Origin of the sequence: Pseudomonas sp. Z1-29 (assembly GCF_051131995.1) — a bacterium.
Lineage (GTDB): Bacteria > Pseudomonadota > Gammaproteobacteria > Pseudomonadales > Pseudomonadaceae > Aquipseudomonas.
Map to the genome: position 1 here is coordinate 3,356,174 of NZ_CP071645.1, position 20,128 is coordinate 3,376,301.

Genomic DNA, 20,128 nt, shown 5'->3' on the forward strand with positions numbered 1-20,128 from the left:
GCTCGTTGAATATTGGCACAGCAGTTGCTCCCCGATGTATAGCGACACCGGCGTTCCAGCCAGCGAGTCGCGAACAACAATAAAAGGGAGTCATTTCATGAGCACCTCGAAAACCATTCGCCTGGGTCTTATCGGCGCTGGCCGCATGGGCAGTTTTCACGGCCTGACCGCCGCCCGGCACATCCCCGGCGCCTGCCTCGCCGCCATCGCCGACCCTACTCCCGGCCAGGCCGCGCGCCTGGCGGCGGAGCTGGATGTGCGCAAGACCTACGCCGACCCGCAGCAACTGCTGGACGACCCGGACATCGACGCCGTGCTGATCGCCGCCCCGGCACGCAGCCATGCCGAGCTGGTGATCAGCGCGGCCCGGGCCGGCAAAGGGGTGTTCTGTGAAAAACCCATGGCGATCACGCTGGACGAAGCCGACCGCGCCATCGCCGCCGCTGCCAATGCCCGGGTGACGCTCCAGGTCGGTTTCAACCGGCGCTTCGCCAGGAGTTTCCGCACAGCTCATCTGGACGTGGTCGCCGGCCGGATCGGCACACCCCAACTGCTGCGCTCGCTGACCCGCGACCCGGCGCTGAACAACCCCGCCGCCTCGCCGCAATGGGTGATCTTCCTGGAAACGCTGATCCATGACTTCGATACCCTGCGCTACCTGAATCCGGGCGCCGAGGCGGTCGAGGTATTCGTGATGGCCGATGCCTTGATTGCACCCGCCTACAGGGAGAACGGTTTCCTCGACACGGCAGTGGTCACGATCCGTTTCGACAATGGCGCCATTGCCACCGCGGAGGCCAACTTCCAGGCCGTCTATGGCTACGACGTCCGGGGCGAAGTGTTCGGCAGTGCCGGCATGCTGACCATGGGCAGCGTCAACGACTCCGACTTGTTGCGCTATCTGGCCAATGGGGTCCAGGCCGATACCCAACGCCTGGACACCGACTTGCTGCGTGATGCGTACGTGGCCGAGCTGAATCACTTCGTCAGTTGCGTGCGCAGCGGCGAGAAACCGCTGGCCAGCGGTGAAGATGCCCGGGCCGCCCTGGCCATTGCACGGGCTTGCATCGAGTCCTTCCAGCAGGGTAAAGCGGTACGTGTGCAAGGAGCCTCGTCATGAGTTTCATCCCCTTCAAACTGGCGGTCAGCGCCGAGATGGTCTTTCTTGACCTGCCCTTTGTCGAACGGGTCAAACGCATCCACGCGCAGGGTTTCAGCGTCGAGATATGGAACTGGACGAGCAAGGACATCCAGGCCCTCGCGGCGACTGGCGCGGATTTCACCTCGATGACCGGCTACATCTCGGGCAACCTGACCGATCCCGAGGCCGTCCGGCAACTGCTCGACAGCGCCGGGGAATCCTTGGCCGTCGCAGCCCGGTTGAACTGCCCGAGCCTGAACCTGCACGGCACCGGCCTGGGTGATCAGGGCTTGCCGGTCAAACCGGTAGCCCGAACCACCGGACGCATGTGGTTGAGCGCCTGCAAGACCCTGGAAAAGATCGCCCGCCTGGGCGAAGACGCCGGCCGGGTATTCCTGCTGGAAAATCTCAACACCGAAGTCGACCATCCCGGCACACCGTTCGCCCGCGCCGACGATACCCTGGCGCTGATCGAAGCCGTGGGCAGCCCGCACCTAAAAATGAACCTGGACCTTTATCACGCGCAAATCGGCGAAGGAAACCTGATCGAGCTGATCCAGCGCGCCGGTGACGCCATCGGCGAAATCCAGGTCGCCGATGTTCCGGGTCGCATGGAGCCCGGCACCGGTGAAATTCACTATCCGGCCATTGCCCGGGCGCTGTTCGGCATGGGATACAGCGGTGTCGTCGGCCTTGAAGGCTGGGCCAGCGGTGACAGCGAACGGGCGCTTGAGCGCTTCAGGCAGGCCTTCACGCTGGACGGGTGAGGCCAGTGCGGAAGTCCTATTGATGACTCACTCCATAACAACAAAAGGAAAACCATCATGCGTCGTTGCACACTGCTTTTCGCCACATTGCTCGTGCTGTTCAGCCAATGGGCCGCCGCCGATTATCGCATCGGCGTCAGCATCGCCAGGGTTGACGACAACTTCATGACCTACGTGCGTAACGGCCTGGACGAGGCCGCCAGGAAGGATAACGTCCAGATCCAGTTCGAGGATGCCCAGGGCGACGTGGTCCGCCAGCTCAATCAGGTCCAGGGCTTCATCAATCAGAAAGTCGATGCGGTCATTGTCCTGCCGGTAGACACTTCCGCCACGGCCAACATCACCCGCGCCGCCGTCGAAGCCAAGACGCCGCTGGTCTACGTCAATCGCCACCCGGACGAGCGCACCTTGCCCAAAGGCGTGGTTACGGTGGCGTCCAACGACATCGAGGCCGGCCAACTGCAGATGCGCTACCTGGCGGAAAAACTCGGCGGCAAGGGCAACCTCGCGATCATCATGGGCGACCTCGCGCAAAACGCCACCCATGACCGCACCGAAGGGGTCAAGCAGGTGCTCAAGGACTTCCCCCAGATCAGGGTCGTCGAGCAGCAGAGCGCCGAATGGCAGCGTAGCAAAGGGATGGACCTGACCAGCAACTGGCTGCTCGCCGGCAGCCGTTTCGATGCCATCGTCGCCAACAATGACGAGATGGCCATCGGTGCGGCCATGGCCTTGCAGCAAGCCGGCAAAGCCAAGGGCGAGATTTCGATTGTCGGCATCGACGGTTTGCCTGATGGCCTGGCGGCGATCAAGCGTGGGATGCTGGTCGCCTCGGTATTCCAGGACCCCAAGGCCCAAGCGACCAGCGCGGTGCAGGCGGCGCTCAAGATGATCAAGGGCGAGCCGGTTGAACCGGAGGTCTGGGTGCCGTTCCAGTTGATCAAGCCTGAGCAACTGGCGGTGTTTGAGCAGCGTTACAAGTAGCAGTAATCACCTGAGAAAAATGATGGCCTCGTGGCGAGGGAGCTTGCTCCCGCTGGGTTGCGTAGCAGCCGCAAGATTTTTGGGGCCGCTGCGCAGCCCAGCGGGAGCAAGCTCCCTCGCCACGGGTCGATTGCCTCACGTCAACAGCCAGCGCCTGCTCAGGCGATGTGCAACGCCCTGCCCTTGGTCTCGGCGATGGCATTGTTCAAGGCCACCCGGAACAGCTCGACCAGCACATCGATTTCCTCAGCCTGGATGATCAGCGGTGGCAGGAATCGCACAACGGCGCCATGGCGCCCGCCCAACTCCAGGATGACGCCCAAGCGCAGGCACTGGCGCTGGATGGCCTGGGCCAGTGCCGTATCCGCGGCGGGCACACGGGCATCGCTCGGGGTATCGCTGACAACCTCTACGCCCACCATCAAGCCACGACCACGCACCTGGCCCAGGCAAGGGTAATCGCCCTGCAACTGACGCAGCTGCTCCATCAGGCGTTGCCCCATGATGTCAGCGTGCGCTGGCAGGTGTTCGCTGATGATATGACGCAACGTCGCGCCCCCCGCTGCCATCGCCATCTGGTTGCCACGGAACGTGCCGGCATGGGCACCGGGTTTCCAGGTGTCCAGCTCTTCGCGATACACCATCACCGCCAGTGGCAGGCCGCCGCCGATGGCTTTGGACAAGACCAGAATGTCCGGCTCGATGTCGGCGTGCTGGAAAGCAAACAGCTTGCCGGTACGTCCCAGGCCGGTCTGTACTTCATCGATGATCAGTGCCACGCCGTGTTTGCGGGTCAATTGGCGCAAGCCCTGGAGCCAACGGACCGGTGCCGGGATCACCCCACCCTCGCCCTGCACGACTTCCACGACCACCGCTGCCGGTGGCAGCACACCCGACTCCGGGTCGCTCAACAGTTGTTCGATAAAGTGCAGCCCGGCATCGATGCCGGCTTCGCCGCCGATGCCGAACGGACAGCGGTAGTCATAGGGGTACGGCAGGAACTGCACGTCGGCCATCAACGAGCCCAGCCCCTGTTTTGGCCCCAGGTTGCCCATCAGGCTCAGTGTCCCCAGGGTCATGCCGTGGTAACCGCCGGAGAACGTCAGGATCGGTTTGCGCCCGGTGGCGATCCGCGCCAGCTTCAAGGCCGCCTCGATGCCGTCGGCACCGGTCGGTCCGCAGAACTGGATGCGCGCGTGACGGGCGAAGTTTTCCGGCAAGGCGTTGAACAGGTCCTCGACGAAACGATCCTTGACCGGTGTCGTCAGGTCCAGGGTGTGCAAGGGCAGGCCGGAATCGAGTGTCTGGCGCATGGCCGCGATGGCCACCGGATGGTTATGGCCCAGCGCCAATGTCCCCGCACCCGCGAGGCAGTCCATGAACAATTGGCCTTGGGTATCGCGCACATAAAGACCATGGGCTTCTTGCAAGGCCAACGGAATGCGCCGCGGGTAAGAACGGGCGTTCGACTCCCGGGCCGCCTGGCGTTGCAGATACGGGTTGGTGTTCAGTTCACGCGGCGCTTGCTGGCGAAACTGCTCCAGCGTGAAGGTTGCGCTGGAGGATGAACGGGGCTGGACACTTTCCATTTTGACTCCCTGAGTAACCACTCGGTTGTAGGCGATCAGCCCTGTCCTTGTACCTGCATGGCCTGACGCAGGCTCAGCGGGCGCATGTCGGTCCAGACTTTCTCGATGTAGGCCAGACACTCTTCCTTGCTGCCCTGCATGTCCACGGTGCGCCAGCCGTCGGGCACGCTGCGGTAGTCCGGCCAGATCGAGTACTGCTCCTCTTCGTTGACGACAACCAGAAACCGCGTATCCGGGCTATCCAAACTCATTGCTTGCTCCTTTGACTGGCATGACGGAAAAGATCGCTACGATACAATACTAATGGTAGCGATTCTCATTAATATTATAGAAATCTTACGTTGCGCACATATTTCATTGCTGGCGAGCAGTCGCAAGACAGCAGTGCGCTGTTTATACTTCGCCCCTGAACGATAACCTCTCTCGATTCGCGGTCACGGATGAGTCAATGATTCCCAGCCTTGCTCCGCTGTTCATCGGGCCGCTCGCAGCCTTTGAAGACAAGCTGCAACTGCGCAGCCACCCGCGCGCCGATCTGCCGGCCGCCGTGTTCTTCCAGCATGAGACGTTCAGCGCATTCGTCGACGATCTGCTGGCACGCTACAAGACTGATGAGCGTCTGGCCCTGGTGTCGCTGTGGTCCAAATGGTATTTCAGTACCTTCCTGGCGCCAGTGATGGCCGCCAACCTGCTCCAGCAACGGGAGCTGCCGCTCGCCCTGGCTGATGTCGGCTTGAAACTCGGCGACGACGCCAGGCCCCAGGCCCTGCATTTGCGCGACGATGGCCAGGTACTGCCCCCGTGCACGGCTTTCGAGCGGTTCCATACGCTCGTCGAATGCCATCTGGAACCGGTCATCGAGATTCTTGCCAGTGTCAGCCGGGCATCGCCCCGGTTGTTCTGGAGCAACGCCGCCAACACCTTCGAATTCGTCACCACGCGGATCGAACTGCACCCCCTGGCTGATGCCTCCAGCACCCTGCCGGCCAGGGAGATCCTCACTGCCCGGCTGCGCCCCGACGGCCGGCGCAACCCTCTGTTCGCGCCCGTACGCTACCAAGACATTGGCGAGGACGAGCCGCAGCGCCTGAGGCGCATCTGCTGCATTCGCTACCGCCTCCCCGGCGTTGGCTATTGCAGCAGCTGCCCCCTCGATGAATCCAGACGCCAGGTTCAAGGCGCCTGAGCGCAGCCGTCATTTCACCAGCTGAAAGGGGTTCTCCGTGGCCCGGTCGTAATCGACGAGGTGGCCGTAGTCGAGGCGATAGACCCGGTCCGCCACATCGAAATAACGATCATCATGGGTGATCGCGATGACAGTCTTGCCGGCGGCCTTCAGCTCGGGCAGCAACTCGTTGTAGAACACATGGCGGAAGACCGGGTCCTGGTCCGCCGCCCACTCATCCAGCAGGAACACTTCCCGGCCTTCCATCATCAGCAATAGCAACGCGAGGCGTTTGCGCTGGCCCTGGGACAAGGCAGTGGTAGACAGGCGCCCGGCGGCGAATTCGACCTTGTGGGCCAGCCCCAGGCGCTCCAGATAATGGTCCACCCGGGCTTCGAGCCCGTCATGTTCACCCGCCTCGCCCAGCACATCGGCAAACAGATAGAAGTCGGCGAAGATCGCGGCGAAATGCTCCCGGTGCCACTCACTGGTACTGGCATCGAGTACCACGCCATTGAGCGACACCTCCCCGGAAGCGGGCACGTAGAGGCCGGTCAGCAGCTTGGCCAGGGTCGACTTGCCGCTGCCATTGCCACCGACGATGAAAATCAGCTCGCCACGGCGAATCGTCAGGTCGATCGGGCCCAGTTCAAATGCAAACTCCTCATTCTTGCCGGCATAACGGTAATGCACGTCTGCCAGGCGCAGTTCGCGAAACGGCTGAGCCGCTTGCGCCGGGGTCTTGAATTGCACCGTCTCGCCCAGCGCCAGCGCGTCGATGGCTTGCAACGCGACATGACCGCGGATCACTGCGGGAATGGCGTCGAGGATCATCGAGATGGGCGTGCGCAGGAACATGATCGCCAACACGTAGCCGACCACCACCTGCTGGTCCAGCAAGCCCAGCCCCTGGCCGAGGAAAAAGAGGGTGCCGATCAACATGAACACCAGCAGTGTCGTCCAATTGAGGTTCACCGCCCAGAGGGTGTCGGCGCGCACCGAGGCGTCCAGCGAGGCGCGCGCGATGGGTTCCAGCTTGTGTTGATAAAGCAGATGCCGGCGCTCGCGGCTCAGGCCCAACTCGCAGCGCCCCTGGATCGTGGCTTCGAACTGCTCGGTCAATTGGTCGTCCTGTTGCCGCACAGCCTGCATCAAGGTCTTGACCTTGCGCCCCAGCAACACATCGAGACCAACGCCAGCGGCGATCACCGCCAGCGTCAGGCAAAAGAACGGCAAGCTCAACCAGCCCATGTAGGCCAGCCCCGCCAACAGCAGCAGACCGTTGTACAAGGAGATCGGCAGTTGCTTGAACGCCGTGGCGACGGTGGTCACATCCTTGGTCAGGGCGTTGTAGATACGTGGGCTGCCCAGCCGTTCGACGCGTTCGAGCACGGTGCCCAGGACCTTGCCCACCAGCCGCAGGCGCAGCTGGTAGACCAGGCGATGACCGATCTGCACCAGCAACCATTGCGAGATGACACCGCTGATGAACAACAGCACCAACAGCCCACCGAACAGCAGCAAGCCCCGACCGAGGTCATCGAGGCCTTGTTCCAGGCAACGGTTGATGTAGCCGATCAGGCCGATACTGGTGGCCGCGCTCAAGGCACTGCACAGCACCGCAAGGAGGATGCGCCATCGCGCGTCATGCAGCAGTTCTTTCAATAACATCATGGGACCGGCACCACCTTGGCAGAGTTTTGCAACAGTAAAGGCAGCAGGTTTTCGACCAGTCGCGGCTCGCCGAGCATTTCATGATGCCCCACGTCCAATGTCCACTGGCTGACCGGTTGCAAGGCATGGCGTTGCCACGGCGCGCGCAAATCGCCGTGGGCATTGCCGCGCCAGAGCCAGACCGGCACATCGACGGTCGGCAAGGCCTGCTCGTACAAGCGGGTCTTGATCGCGCGATATTGCGCCATCAACGCCAGTAATTCCGCGTCGGCCGACTCCCATTGCAGATGCGCGCGCACCTGTTCGTCGTCCAGTAGCCGGGCGACACCCTCGGCATAGTCAAGGCCGGCCAACCGGCCCGTCAACCGCTCCCGTAGCGACTCGCCGAGCGGCTGGGCGTGGCTGCGGCAATAAAAAGCGAAATCGGCAAGCAACTGGCCGGCTTCATCCCCCTCGCCGGCCAGGCTGCGCTGCGCATCGTGATCGAGCACCACCAACCCGGCGACACTGAAACCGCTGGCTTGCAGATGCGGTACCAGCAACATCGCCAGGCGCGCGGCCAGGCTCCAGCCCAACAGTACCAGTGGGCGCTCTTTGAGCTGCGCCGGGATACTCGCCACGTATCGGCGCAGCAATGCATTCATGTCGCCTTCGGCCCAGCCGCTTTCAAGCGCGGCGAGGCCAAACACCGCGACGTCGCCGCGCAGGTTGTCCACCAGCGGCTGGTAAGCCTGCAGGTGCCCTTGCGCCCCATGCACCAGCAACAGCGCCGGGGCATGCGGATCGGCAGTGTTCAGGACCTTCCACGGACCACTGTCGATCTCGCCCAGGCCTTGCACAAGGTCACGCACGGTGTGGCGTTCGAACAGCAGGTTGGTCGGCAGGTCGAGACCCAACCGTTCGCGAATCAGCGACACCACCTTGATCGCGGCCAGCGAATGCCCACCGACATTGAAGAAGTTGTCGGTGACGCCAAGGTCCTCGACTCCCAATACTTCGCACCAGATGGCGAGGATCGCCGCCTCCAGCTCGCCGACCGGTGCCACGCGGTTATTGTGCAAACGCTGCCGGGCGCGTTCGAGCAGGTTCTTGCGATCGAGCTTGCCATTGTTGTTCAACGGCATGGCTTTCAACGCCAGGACAGCGCTAGGCAGCATGTAGTCCGGCAACTGGCGGGCCAGGCTGGCGCGCAACTGATCCGTTCCTTGCGAATACGCCCCCTCCGTAACCACGAAGGCCAGCAATCGGGCGTGGTCACCTTCGCCGTCCAGCAGCACGGCAGCCTGCGAGATGCCTGGCTGGGCCAGCATTGCCTGCTCGACCTCGGCCAACTCGAGGCGAAACCCACGGATTTTCACCTGCTGGTCGTTGCGCCCCAAAATGCGCACGGCCCCATCGGCCTGGCGCATGGCCAGGTCGCCCGTACGGTATAGACGATGACCATTGGCAGGCTCGACAGCAAAGGCGTTGCCGCCGACATTGCCGACGTAACCCCGACCAACGCTGGCGCCGCTGATGCACAACTCGCCGGCCTGGCCTGACGGTACCGGCCGCTGCCGCTCGTCGAGCAGGTGGATACGGTTGGCACCCAACACCTGGTCCAATGCGCAGCCACTCACCCCCTGCTCCAGATCGATCGCCCGCCACAACACCCCTACCGTGGTCTCGGTCGGACCATAGTGATTGTAAACACGGCAGGTCGGTCCGGCCTGCGCCAGGCGGGTCAACAGCGCCTCGCCGATCGGCTCTCCGCCCAGCACCAGGACCTGGCGTGGAAGGACGTCGGCGGCCTGCTCGCCCATCAGCGCTTCGAGGTGCGAAGGTACGATCTTGAGCACGTCCAGTGGGTAGCGCCGAAGCTCATCGGCAAACGCCCGCGCATCGGTCACGGTCGTCTGCGCCAGGACATGCACGCAGCCGCCCTGCAGCCACGCCGGGAACAGCACGGTATTGCCCAGGTCTGCGAGCAACGAGGACACCAGCCCGTAATGCCCGCCCTCGGGCAATTGCAGCGCGCGGGTCACCTGGGTGGCGTAGTGACGCAATTGCCCTTGTTCAATCTGCACACCCTTGGGCTTGCCGCTGGTGCCCGAGGTATAGAGCACGTAGGCCAGGTCCTGCGCTGTGCCGGAGACTGGCGCGGCGAACGCCGGCCCGTTGCTCGCCTGCGACCAGCACAGGGTCCGCACCGATGTCTCGGGCAACAGCCCCTCCAGGTGCAGCAACAGCGCCGGTTGGGCGTCGTCGAGTATGCCGGCCAGACGCAGCGGTGGCTGCTGTGGGTCCAATGGCAGATAGGCGGCCCCCACCTTGAAGCAGGCCAGCATCGCGATCAGCATCTGCGCGCCACGCGGCAGATACAGCCCAACGACCTGGTCGCGGCCCACGCCAGCCTCGTTCAGGCTGCCGGCGACACGATCACTCAGGGCATCCAGGTCAGCGTAGGAAAATACCTGCTCGGCATACCGCAGCGCCGGACGCGACGGTTGTGCCTGGGCATGGCGGCGCAAGGTCGCGATGATATCGAGGTCCGGTCCAAGGGCAGCAGTCTGCGCCGAGGCCAGCCATTCTTCAGGCAGGCGCGCGTCAATGTCAGCGATGAGCCCGTCGGGCGATTGCACCAGTTGGCCAAGCCAATGGGCAAAACGCTTGAGCAGCGCCTGCATCTGCCCCTCGCGATACAGGCCGAGGTCGTAGGCCAACGCCAGCTCGCCGTGGCCCTGGGCATCGAGCGTCAATTGCAGTTGCAGTTCGACCGGTGTGTCGAAAGACAGCCACTGCGACATGTCCAGTTGCGGCACGGGCGAGACCCGCAGGCCGGCCTGGAAGCTGGCCCGCCATTCGGGCAACAACTGTGCCTGGCCGACATATTCCTGCCAGTCCACGGCGCTCTCCAATTGCCGGGCCAGTTGCCGGGCCAGGTTGGTCAGCGTGCTGTGTTCGGACACTTGCAAGACCATCGGTAAAGTCTGCTCGAACAGCCCATACGCGCCGGACAATTCCTCGTAGTTGTCGCGAGGATCGTGTTGCAACCCCAACTGCCCCTGTTGCTGCCCGTTGAGCCTGCCGAGCAATGACCCCCAGGCGGCCAGCACCCACTGCTCGACGGCCACGCCTTCACGATCGGCCAGTGCCGTGAGCATCGTCGGCAAGCGCTGCTCAAGTTCCTGGCGGACGACCGCGTGACGTCCGCTGGCGATGCCATAGCGCTCGACCAGGCGCATGCCGGGAATGTCCTGCAAGGCCAGGTTGCGCCAGAACTGCGCGCCCTGCTCCGCGTCTTCATCCAGTTGCAGGCCGTTGATCCACTCGACATAGTCGGCGTACTGCATGGGCTCGTCGTCAAGCGCTGTGGCACGCCCGAGCAAGTGTTCCTGCAAGCCGATCAGGCTGCGCTGGTCCAGTGAGTAAACCGGGACTGCCAACAGCAACAGATCGTCGAGCAGCCAGGCGAGAATGTCGGGTTGTTCGGCATCGCAACGACGCCGGGCCGCCTCCAGCCACGACTGTCCATCGTGACCGTCGGCTGCCCGCCCCTGGCGCCAGTCCAGCCGCAGTGCATCAGGTTCGATAACCCGCTGGCGCAGGCCGGTGGCGCCCAGTGGGCGCTCGTAACGCAGGCGCAACGCCTGATGCTGCGCCAGGGCGTCGCGCAAGCGTTGCTCGACGATGCCCTCGGGCACGCCCGCCAAGCGCATGCGGACCCAGCGCCAGGCTTGCGGATTGGCCTGGGCCAGTTGTTTCTGTTGCGGTGAAAGCGTCAGTCCAAGATCCATCATGGGGTCAACTCTGCGGAATGCTCTTCGGTCTGCGCAGGGGCAGCCATTACCTGGTGACGACCATAGATCTCGCCCATGGCCACGACAATCTTGCGCTCGCCCTCGAACGGATCCCGGGCATGCGCCGCCAGCATGTTATCGAGCATGACCACATCGCCCTGTTGCCAATCGAAACGCACGGCGCAGCGGTCATAGGCGGCATTGATGGCATCGATGGCAGCCGGCTCGAGGTCCGAGCCGTCACCGTAGAACACCTGCCTGGGCATGGCGGCTTCGCCATCGCGCAGGAACTGCTCGCGGATATCGGCATCGAGAAATGCCGGGTGGTACAGCTGGATCTGATTGAAGAAGCTCTCTTCGCCCGTCAATGGATGCAGAATCACCGCCGGGCAAACCTGGCGGGTGTGCAGGTCATTGGCGCCGCGCCATTGGAATTCAATGTTGCTCTCACGGCAGATTCGCTCGACCTCGGCCCGATCCTCGGTCTGGAAGAAATGCTGCCAGCTGACGTCCAGGCTGGCGCTGAAATTGCGCACGTACATCAGCTGTTTGCGCCGCAGGTTTGCCTGCAACCAGGCCGGCAGTTCGCCGTAGACCTGGCGGCTGTCGACGATCGGCGTCGCGCCACCGGAGGTCGCTGGCGTCTCGCAGTAGAACCACTGGCGGCGCGGCCAACGGTGCTGATGCGCACTCTCGTTATGGAACAGGATCATCCGGTCCTTGGGGTATGGCGTGGACTTGTAGATGTTCTTGCCACCTTCTTTCTTCGGCAGGTCGCCGTACTGTCCATACAGCTGCGGGCACAGCGCCTGGCAGAACGCCTCGAAATCCGCCGGTGTCGGCAGGTCGAACCCTCGGAACAGGATACCGCCATGCTCGCGCAGCCAGTTTTCGACCTTGTCGCGGTTGGCTTCGGCCCAGATAGCCGGGGCCAGTTCACGGTCACGCAGCGAGACCAGCAGCGGAAATTTCGCCTCCTCTCGCAGCGGCCGGGCTTCGATGGGCTCACGGGTCGCCGCCGATCCGCTCTGGCGCATCTTGCCCAACTTGCTCATTTTGCGTTGCAGCGGGTTGTCCGTGGACATTGCAGCGGCTCCCTTTACAGTCGGAATCAAGGTATCGATGGGATTGTCCGGCGCGCCGAGGGCCAGCTCCAGCAATGACTCGAAGGCATGGCGCAAGCGCTCGACGGTGGCCTGGCGGAACAGGCTGGTGCGGTACACCCAGCGCAGGCTGATGGCATCAGAGTCTTCGCTGGCGAACAGAGCCATGTCGAACTTGGAGTGGTGTTGCTCGCCGGCCAGCGGCTCGACCTGAAGATCGCCCAGCTGACGCTGCTGGCGTGGTGTGTTGTCGAGCACGAACAAGGTCTGCAACAGCGGGTGGACATTGGCCACGCGCGGCAGCTCGAGGCACTCCACGACCTGTTCGAACGGCGTGTCTTGCCAGGCGAACGCTTGCAGGCAAACCTCACGCACCTGGAGCGCCAGCTCACGGAAACTCAACTCCGGTTGCAGGCGGACACGCAAGGCCAGCAGGTTGACGAAGAAGCCGATCAGCGATTCGGTGGCCGGATGGTCGCGGTTCGCAACGTCCGTACCGATCACCAGATCGCGGCCCTGCGTCTCGCGTTGCAGCACTGCGGCATAACAGGTCAGCAGCACCATGAACGGCGACGTGCCACTGTCCTGGGCGAACCTTTTAAGCCGGCCAACCGTGGCGGGCGATAACTGGAAATCCACTGCGGCCCCGGCGCCACTGTCACGCTCCGGACGCGGGAAATCGAACGGCAGCGGCACCTGCGCGGGAATGCCGGCCAGGGTCCGTCGCCAGAAGTCCAGGCCTTCACGCTGACGCAACCGGACCGCGGCCGAACCTTGCCATACGGCGTAGTCGACGTACTGGATCGGCAACGCTTCCTGGCTCGGTAGCACGCCGGTGCTGTAGGCCTCGTAGCCCTCGATCAGCTCATCGACCAGAATAGCGCCGGACCAGCCATCGGAGGCAATGTGGTGCATGATCATTTGCAGCACATGATCCTGTTCGCCGAGGCGATACAGGACCACCCGCAGCGGAGCCTGGCGAACCAGGTCGAAGGGGCGCAGTGCCCTGTCCCGGGCTTCAACCGGCCACTGCGCTTGCGTCGACGCGACGGTTTCCAGGGCCACTATCGATTGCGAGTGGATGCGCTGGCGCGGTTCGCCGTCCCGCTGGTGATAAGTGGTGCGCAGGATGGCGTGGCGGCTTACCAGCCGCTGCAATGAACGCTCCAGGGCCTGGATGTCGAGTTGCCCGCGCAAACGGACATTACTGCTCATGTTGAAACTGCTGTCGGCAAGGTCCAGCTGCTGCATCAACCAGACTCGCTGTTGCGCTGATGACAAGGCTTGCTCGACCTCATGATCAACCGGCGAGATCGTCAGCGAAGCCAGGTCCTGCTGCCCCGCAAGCCCTTCGATTCGCTCAGCCAGTTGCGCCAGCACCGGCGTTTCGAACAGCCAGCGCAATGGCACGTCAAACCCCTGCTCGCGCAAGCGCCCACGCACTTGAGCGGCCATCAGCGAATGCCCGCCAATCTGGAAGAAATGGCTATCAACCGGCACGTGTTGCACGTGCAACACCGAGGTCCAGATCTGGATCAGCAAGGCCTCGCTCGCCGACAAGGCGCGCTCGGTAGCAGGTGCACTGTCGACCACCGCGAGCAGGCGCGGCAGCTGCTTGCGATCGACCTTGCCGTTGGTGTTGAGCGGCAGCCGCTCCAGCGCTTGCAGGTGCGTCGGCAACATGTAGATCGGCAAACGTGTCTGCAGATAGTCGCGCACAGCCGCCTCGTCAGGTGCGTTTTCAGCCTGCGCCACCCAGAACGCCGCCAGGTGCTCGCCTTGCACGGCCACGACCGCCTGCAGCAGTTGGGGATGGCTGAGCAGAACCGCCTCGATTTCTCCCAGTTCGATACGGTACCCGCGCAACTTTATCTGGTCATCGGTACGCCCGAGGTAGTACAGCTGGCCGTCGGGCTGCCAGCGCGCCAGATCGCCGGTGCGATACAAGCGCCCGCCGTTACCCACGAACGGGTCGGCAATGAAGCGCTCGGCGGTCAGCCCCGGCTGCCCGGCATAACCGCGGGCCAGGCCGTCGCCGGCAATATAGAGTTCGCCCACGCAGCCAGGCGGCACTTCGCACAGGTGTTCGTCGAGAACATGACAGCGCGTGTTCAGCAGCGGTCGGCCAATCGGCGCGACGGGCAGTTGCAGCGCATCGATCGGCGCCTGGGTCGACCACACCGTGGTCTCGGTCGGGCCGTAGACATTGATCAGTTGCGCCACGCACTGCTTCAGCTCGTGCGCCAACTCGGCCGACACTGCCTCGCCACCGGCCAGGGCCACGCGCCCCTTGAGCATCTGGCGATCGCCTTGCAGCAACATCGCCCAGGTCGCCGGTGTGGCCTGGATCAGGTCGACATTCCTTTCCTCGATCAAGCGCGCAAGCAGCAGCGGATCCTGGCGCTCTTCATCGTCGGCGAGGACGACCGCGCCGCCACGCACCAGCGGCAGGCACAGCTCCAGGCCACAGATGTCGAAGGTGACCGTGGTCAAGGCCAGATAGCGCTGCACATTTGCCAAGGGCAGCGCCTGTTCCATGGCCAGCAGGAAGTTGGCGAAGTTGCCGCGACTGATCTGCACGCCCTTCGGCTGGCCGGTCGAGCCCGAGGTATAGAGGGTGTAGGCCAGTTGCCCAAGGTTGGCCGCCAATTCCGGCGCCTGGGTCGCGAATTGCCCCAGCGGCAGGTCCGCCCATGGGCACACGCGCAACGGCGCCGGCAGATCGACGCTCGGCGAATCGCAGAGCAGCAGATGCGGCTGCGCCCGATTGAGGATTTGCGCCTGGCGAGCCGGCGGATGGCCGGGATCGAGCGGCAGGTAAGCCGCGCCGGCCTTCTGGATGCCCAGCATGCACACCAGCAACCGCTCATCCCGAGGCAGGCAGAAGGCAACCATCGACTCGGCGCCCACGCCTTGGCCCAGCAGCCAATGAGCGAGGCGGTTGGCTTGGGCATCCAGCGTCCCGTAGCTTATCTGCCGATCAGCGCAGTACACCGCGATGCGCTCGGGATGCGCAGCGGCTTGCGCTTCGAAGCGCGTCACGAAATCCGTTTCGCCGGACAATCGCATCGGCTCACCGGCAGTCGCCAGGGTCGCAACGGAGCGCAGCGGGATTTCCAGCAAGCGTGTCTGAAGGTCTATACCCGCCAGGCTGGCGAGCAATCCCTGATAGTCCTCCACCAGCCGCCGGGTGGTGCCCGGTTGCAGCAGCGCGGTCGCGTATTCGACGATCAACCCGGTACTGGCCTCGGCACCACGCCCTTGGGTGAACAGGTTGAAGGTCAGGTCGAACTTGGCGCTCACCACCCCGCCCGGCAATGCCAGGGCCTGTGCGCTGACGCCGGGCAGGTTCAGGCTGCGGGACTGCTGGTGGTCGACCTGGTAGTTGAACATCGTCTGGAACACCGGCGTGCGATCCAGGCTGCGCTCGATATTCAGCACGTCGAGCAATTGCTCGAACGGCAGCGCCTGATGAGCCAGGTCCTCGCTCAGTCTGCCGTTCAAGGCCTGGACGAACGATTGCAGGCTCTGGCGAGCATCGATCTGCACCCGGTGCGCCAGCGTGTTGACGAACAGGCCGACCAGCGTCTGGCTCTCTGCCGACTCGCGTCCGGCCACTGGAACGCCGACGGCGAAGTCACTGCGGCCGCCATGACGCCAGAGCAGTAATTGATACGCAGCGAAATACACCACGAACGGTGTGACGCCCAACGCCCTTGCCCGCGCCTCCACAGCGGCACTCAACGTACCGGGCAAAGCGAACTCGTCCCGCGCACCGGCGTATGCCTGCACTGTCGGCCGAGTGGGTTGTCCGGGCAATTCCAGAGGCTCGTTGCCCAAGCCTTCCAGGCGTTGCCGCCAATAAGCCAACAGCGTCTTGCCGTGGTCCCCTTCCAACTGTTGCCGCTGCGCATTGATCAACGGCAGCAGAGCGCTTGTTGAAGACAGCGTCCGCTCCTGATAGAGCGACGTCAGATCCTCGACCAGCAGGCCCATGGACCAACCGTCCACGGCAATGTGATGCACATTGAACAGCAAGCGGTAGTCAGCGGGTGCGACACAAAACACATCGACCGCCAGCAAGGGCCCCTGCGTGAGGTCGAACACCCGCTTGGCCGCGCTGGCGATGGCCGCATCCTGCTCCGCCCCGGTCAGACCGCCGATATCGTGGACGTTGAAGATAGCCGCGGGCGTATCGTCCAGGCGCTGCCAGACTTGCCCTTGCTCTTCGAAGAAGCGGCAGCGCAACGCATCATGACGGGCGACCAGCGCCTGGCAGGCACGTTGCAGACGCGGCACATCCAGATCGCCGCGCAAGGCCAGCAACTGGGTGACGTTGTAGGCGGTTTCAGCCGGATCAAGCTGCTGCATGAACCACACACGTTGCTGGGCGTGGGACAGCGGCTGTGGTTGTTTCGCCACGTCGCTCGGCTCGACCGCCGCGACGACAGGCGCCACGACCGGCGTCAGCGCCTTGGCCAACTGCCGAGGGGTTGGGTTCTCCAACAATTGCCGAGGCATCAGGCGCAGCTCGGCCTGACGCAAGCGCGCGATCAGTTGCAGGCTGAGGATCGAATCGCCGCCCATGGCAAAAAAATCCGCATCCGCGCCCAGCGCGGGTTGGCCGAGCAGCTCGCGAAAGGCCGTCAGCACCGTGAGCAAGGCGGGCTCGGCGCGGCAATCGATGCACAGCGCCATGGCCGCCAATGTCGGATGCTGCAAGACATCGCGAGGTTGCAGCCTCAGCCCTTCCCGTGAAGCCAGGCCGATCAATTGCAGGCTGAGAATCGAGTCGCCGCCGAGGGCGAAAAAATCATCCCCGCGCCCGACTTGCGCACAACCGAGAATCTGGCACCACAGTAGCGCCAGGCGCTGTTCGGTCGCGCCGTTCGGTGGCTCGGCGGCTTCAGCGGTCGGCTCATCCGTTGCGGGCTCGGGCAATGCGCGCCGGTCGAGCTTGCCGTTGGCGGTCAGCGGCAGTGTATCGAGGGCCAGCCAATAGGCCGGCAGCATGTGTTCCGGCAGTTGGCGCTTGGCCTCGGCTTGCAGCATCGCCAAGGCTTCGGTGGTCATCGAAGAGCCGATCCCGGGGGTGAGGTATGCCACCAGTTGCGTGCGTCCTTTCACTTCGCAGGCGAGCACCGCCCCCTCGCGCACCTGGGGTTGGGCGTTGAGCCAGGCACTGACCTCGCCCGGTTCGACGCGAAAACCGCGGATCTTGACCTGATCGTCCTGGCGCCCGAGGAATACCAGGCGTCCGCTGCGATCCAGGCGCACCCGGTCACCGCTGCGATAGAATCGCTGCCCCTGGGCCGTGCAACCGAACGCGCGCGCCGTCAACCCGGGTTGCCCGAGGTAGCCTTGGGCAACCTGGGGCCCGCCAATCAACAGCTCACCGGCAACCCCGAGCGGTACGGCTCTGTCATTGCCATCGACGATGCGCAACTCGCAGCCGGACAAAGGCTGGCCCAACGGCAAGTACTGACCCGCTTCGAGTGCGTCGGACCCGGTGATTTCCCCGCAGATCACCCCAACCGTGGTTTCCGACGGGCCGTAGTGATTGAAGATACGCAGTTGCGGCGCCAGTTCATGCACCTTGGCGAACAGGGCCTGATCGAACCCCTCGCCGCCGAGGATCAATATTTCCCTGGGCAACACACGGCGGGCGTCGTCCAATGCCAGCAAGCCGCGCAGATGCGAAGGCGCGATCTTCAGGCAATCGACGGGATTCTGATCAAGAAAGTCAGCCCAGCCGGGTGGATCGAAAGCCAACGACGCCGGCGGCAAGACCAGCGGGTCGCCAGCGGCGAGCGCGGCGAATACCGAGGTCAGCCCCAAGTCCGCGGCGACGGTCGCCAGGGTCGCCCAACGGCTGCCGGGTAAGGCGTGCAAGCGCTGGCCGACTGCGCTCGCGTAATGCGCCAGGTTGGCATGGCTGACCAGCACGCCTTTGGGTTGGCCGGTCGAGCCCGAAGTATAGATAAGGTAGGCAGGTAATTGCGGCTGGCTGAGGCTTTCGCCCTGCCCGGCATTGGCATCGGCCGACCAGTCGGCGTCGCTCATCACCAGATGCGCGAGGCCAGCGCCGGCTTCAGGCGCGTGCGCCAGCGTCACCCACAGGCTCGCGCCGCTGTCTTGCAGTAACTGCGCGAGGCGCTGCGGCGGTTGCGCCGGGTCGAGGAACAGGCAGGTCGCGCCACGCTGCCAACAAGCCAGGGTCGCCAACAGCTGTTCAGCGCAGCGTGGCATGCACAGAGCAACCACCTGCCCAGGTCCGATGCCCTGCCCGGCCAGCCGCGCGGCCATCGACCGACTGGCGGCGCCGAGCGTGGCGTAATCAAGGGTCCGCCCAACGCTGCAGAGTGCCGCAGCGGACGGCGTCTGATTGGCCCAGTGCAACACTTGCCGGTCCAACGGCAACGGCGCCGTATCCAGGGCGGGGCCATGCAACTCGCTGGGCGGCGAAACCAGTTGCAGATCCGCCAGGCGTCGCTGCGGATGCACCGAGCCCTCCTGCAGAATCGCCAGCAAGTCGTCGAGCATCTGCTCGACCGTCGCCGCATCAAACAATTCGTCGCTGTACTCCAGCTCGCAGCGCAGTCGCGCGTCAGCGCTACGTACCATGCGCAGCGTCAAGTCGAAACGTGCATGCCGTTGCGGCGGGTCAAGCACTTCGACCGCCACACCCGGCAAGGCCAGGGTGCGGCTTTCGGGTAGATCAACCTGAACGAACATGACCTGGAACAGCGGGCTCGAACGCGGACGCTCAAGGCTTTCAAGGATATTTTCGAAGGGCAACTGCTGATGGTCGAATGCGGCCGCGACCGTATCGCGGGTCCGCAGCAAGGCGCTGCCGAAGTCCGGGTTGTCCTGCAGACGCTGGCGGATCACCAGGGTATTGAGCAACGGGCCGATCAGCGGCACCAGCTCCGGACGGTCACGTTGGGCCGCCGACGTGCCCAGGCACAGATCCGTCTCGCCGCTGTAGCGCGACAGCAAGCAGGTAAAGGCCGTCAGGCCGTAGATATACAGCGTCACCCCCTGGTTGCGAATGGCCGCCTCCACCGTTGCGGTCAGTTGCGGCGATAGCTCCCGGGCCAGGATCGCGCCACTCTGGCGACGTTGGGTGGCCGCAGGGCGCGGCCGGTCCAGTGGCAACGCCAGGGGAGCCGGCGCGTCCGCCAGTTGGTCGCGCCAGAAGTCGATGTGCTGCCGGCAAGTGTCGCTGTCCAGCCACTCGCGTTCCCACGCGGCGTAATCGGCGTATTGAATGCTCAACTCGGGTTGTGCGGCAGGCTGGTTCGAAGCGAGCGCCCGATAGGCCTCGGCCAGTTCAAGGGTGAGTTGCTGGGCCGACCAGGCGTCATAGGCGACGTGATGGATGGTGAAAAACAGCCAGGTGGATTGCTCCTGGGCGTCACTGAACGCTTGCCAGCGCCAAGGCATCGACTGAGCCAGGTCAAACGGTTCGGCAAGTTGGCGGGCGTACTCATCGGCGCACCATTGCGCCTGGTCAGACGCCGCCAACGTCAACCGCTCGACGGCTGGCAAGCGGACCTGTTGCGGCGCGCAATGAGGCTGCAATTGCCCGTTGGCATCCGTGGTGTAGCGAGTGCGCAGGATCTGGTGGCGATCGACGACTTGCTGCATCGCCTGCTGCAGACGCTCGCCGTCCAGGCGCCCGTCGAATCGCAGCACCGAGCACAAATTGTAAAGGGCCCGGCTGCTCAGGGCTTCAGCCGACAGGAAGCGCCGCTGCGCCTGCGCCAGCGGCCTGGGCTCGCCTTCCCCGAGCACGGCGGGGACGATCGGCAGGCGCCAGCTGTCGATGCCCTTCTCGGCCAGGCGCTGGCGAAAGACTTTTTTCTTGTCCGCGGGCAAGGATGCCAGCCGCTGCGCAATCTCCAGGAAAGCTTGTTGCGTCAT

At 64.1% G+C, this 20,128-nt stretch carries 9 protein-coding genes; 4 read left to right on the forward strand and 5 right to left on the reverse strand.

The genetic code is table 11. From position 1 onward, the window contains the following. Positions 1–97: 97 nt before the first annotated feature. Genes J3P84_RS15200 through J3P84_RS15210 form a run of 3 tightly spaced genes read left to right on the forward strand, consistent with a single transcriptional unit; the run spans position 98 to position 2,892 of the window. A complete protein-coding gene (locus tag J3P84_RS15200) occupies positions 98–1,120 on the forward strand; it encodes a Gfo/Idh/MocA family oxidoreductase (protein WP_434624057.1) in 1,023 nt (340 codons plus the stop codon). Further along, positions 1,117–1,908, forward strand: coding sequence for a TIM barrel protein (locus J3P84_RS15205; protein WP_434624059.1), 792 nt, complete (start codon positions 1,117–1,119; stop codon positions 1,906–1,908). Before J3P84_RS15200 ends, J3P84_RS15205 begins: the two co-directional genes overlap by 4 nt. Positions 1,909–1,965: 57 nt before the next feature. Beyond that, positions 1,966–2,892, forward strand: coding sequence for a sugar ABC transporter substrate-binding protein (locus J3P84_RS15210; protein WP_434624061.1), 927 nt, complete (start codon positions 1,966–1,968; stop codon positions 2,890–2,892). Positions 2,893–3,050: 158 nt separating this feature from the next. Here the strand turns inward: J3P84_RS15210 and J3P84_RS15215 are convergent, their stop codons facing one another. Continuing rightward, positions 3,051–4,481, reverse strand: coding sequence for a diaminobutyrate--2-oxoglutarate transaminase (locus tag J3P84_RS15215; RefSeq protein WP_434624063.1), 1,431 nt, complete (start codon positions 4,479–4,481; stop codon positions 3,051–3,053). Positions 4,482–4,516: 35 nt separating this feature from the next. Beyond that, a complete protein-coding gene (locus J3P84_RS15220; RefSeq protein ID WP_186610593.1) occupies positions 4,517–4,732 on the reverse strand; it encodes an MbtH family protein in 216 nt (71 codons plus the stop codon). Between the two features lie 197 nt (positions 4,733–4,929). On the opposite strand from J3P84_RS15220, the gene fhuF reads away from it, so the two are divergent. Then, complete coding sequence (gene fhuF / locus J3P84_RS15225; protein WP_434624065.1) at positions 4,930–5,667, forward strand: siderophore-iron reductase FhuF; 738 nt, start codon at positions 4,930–4,932, stop codon at positions 5,665–5,667. Positions 5,668–5,676: 9 nt separating this feature from the next. Here fhuF and J3P84_RS15230 read toward each other — a convergent pair whose 3' ends face one another. From J3P84_RS15230 to J3P84_RS15240, 3 genes are read right to left on the reverse strand one after another with little or no spacing between them, the layout of a single operon-like run. After that, on the reverse strand, positions 5,677–7,320 hold the full coding sequence (locus J3P84_RS15230; protein ID WP_434624067.1) for a cyclic peptide export ABC transporter: 1,644 nt from the start codon (positions 7,318–7,320) through the stop codon (positions 5,677–5,679). Next, positions 7,317–11,099 (reverse strand): non-ribosomal peptide synthetase, encoded by a 3,783-nt coding sequence (locus tag J3P84_RS15235; RefSeq protein WP_434624069.1) that lies wholly within the window; start codon positions 11,097–11,099, stop codon positions 7,317–7,319. The genes J3P84_RS15230 and J3P84_RS15235 overlap by 4 nt, the downstream gene beginning before the upstream one ends. Then, complete coding sequence (locus J3P84_RS15240; protein WP_434624071.1) at positions 11,096–20,128, reverse strand: amino acid adenylation domain-containing protein; 9,033 nt, start codon at positions 20,126–20,128, stop codon at positions 11,096–11,098. Before J3P84_RS15240 ends, J3P84_RS15235 begins: the two co-directional genes overlap by 4 nt.

What these genes read in the sequence shown, in the direction of transcription:
- J3P84_RS15200 (WP_434624057.1), top strand. Translation starts at nt 98, where the DNA reads ATGAGCACCTCGAAAACCATTCGCCTGGGTCTTATCGGCGCTGGCCGC.
- J3P84_RS15205 (WP_434624059.1), top strand. Translation starts at nt 1,117, where the DNA reads ATGAGTTTCATCCCCTTCAAACTGGCGGTCAGCGCCGAGATGGTCTTT.
- J3P84_RS15210 (WP_434624061.1), top strand. Translation starts at nt 1,966, where the DNA reads ATGCGTCGTTGCACACTGCTTTTCGCCACATTGCTCGTGCTGTTCAGC.
- J3P84_RS15215 (WP_434624063.1), bottom strand. Translation starts at nt 4,481, where the DNA reads ATGGAAAGTGTCCAGCCCCGTTCATCCTCCAGCGCAACCTTCACGCTG.
- J3P84_RS15220 (WP_186610593.1), bottom strand. Translation starts at nt 4,732, where the DNA reads ATGAGTTTGGATAGCCCGGATACGCGGTTTCTGGTTGTCGTCAACGAA.
- fhuF (WP_434624065.1), top strand. Translation starts at nt 4,930, where the DNA reads ATGATTCCCAGCCTTGCTCCGCTGTTCATCGGGCCGCTCGCAGCCTTT.
- J3P84_RS15230 (WP_434624067.1), bottom strand. Translation starts at nt 7,320, where the DNA reads ATGATGTTATTGAAAGAACTGCTGCATGACGCGCGATGGCGCATCCTC.
- J3P84_RS15235 (WP_434624069.1), bottom strand. Translation starts at nt 11,099, where the DNA reads ATGATGGATCTTGGACTGACGCTTTCACCGCAACAGAAACAACTGGCC.
- J3P84_RS15240 (WP_434624071.1), bottom strand. Translation starts at nt 20,128, where the DNA reads ATGACGCAACAAGCTTTCCTGGAGATTGCGCAGCGGCTGGCATCCTTG.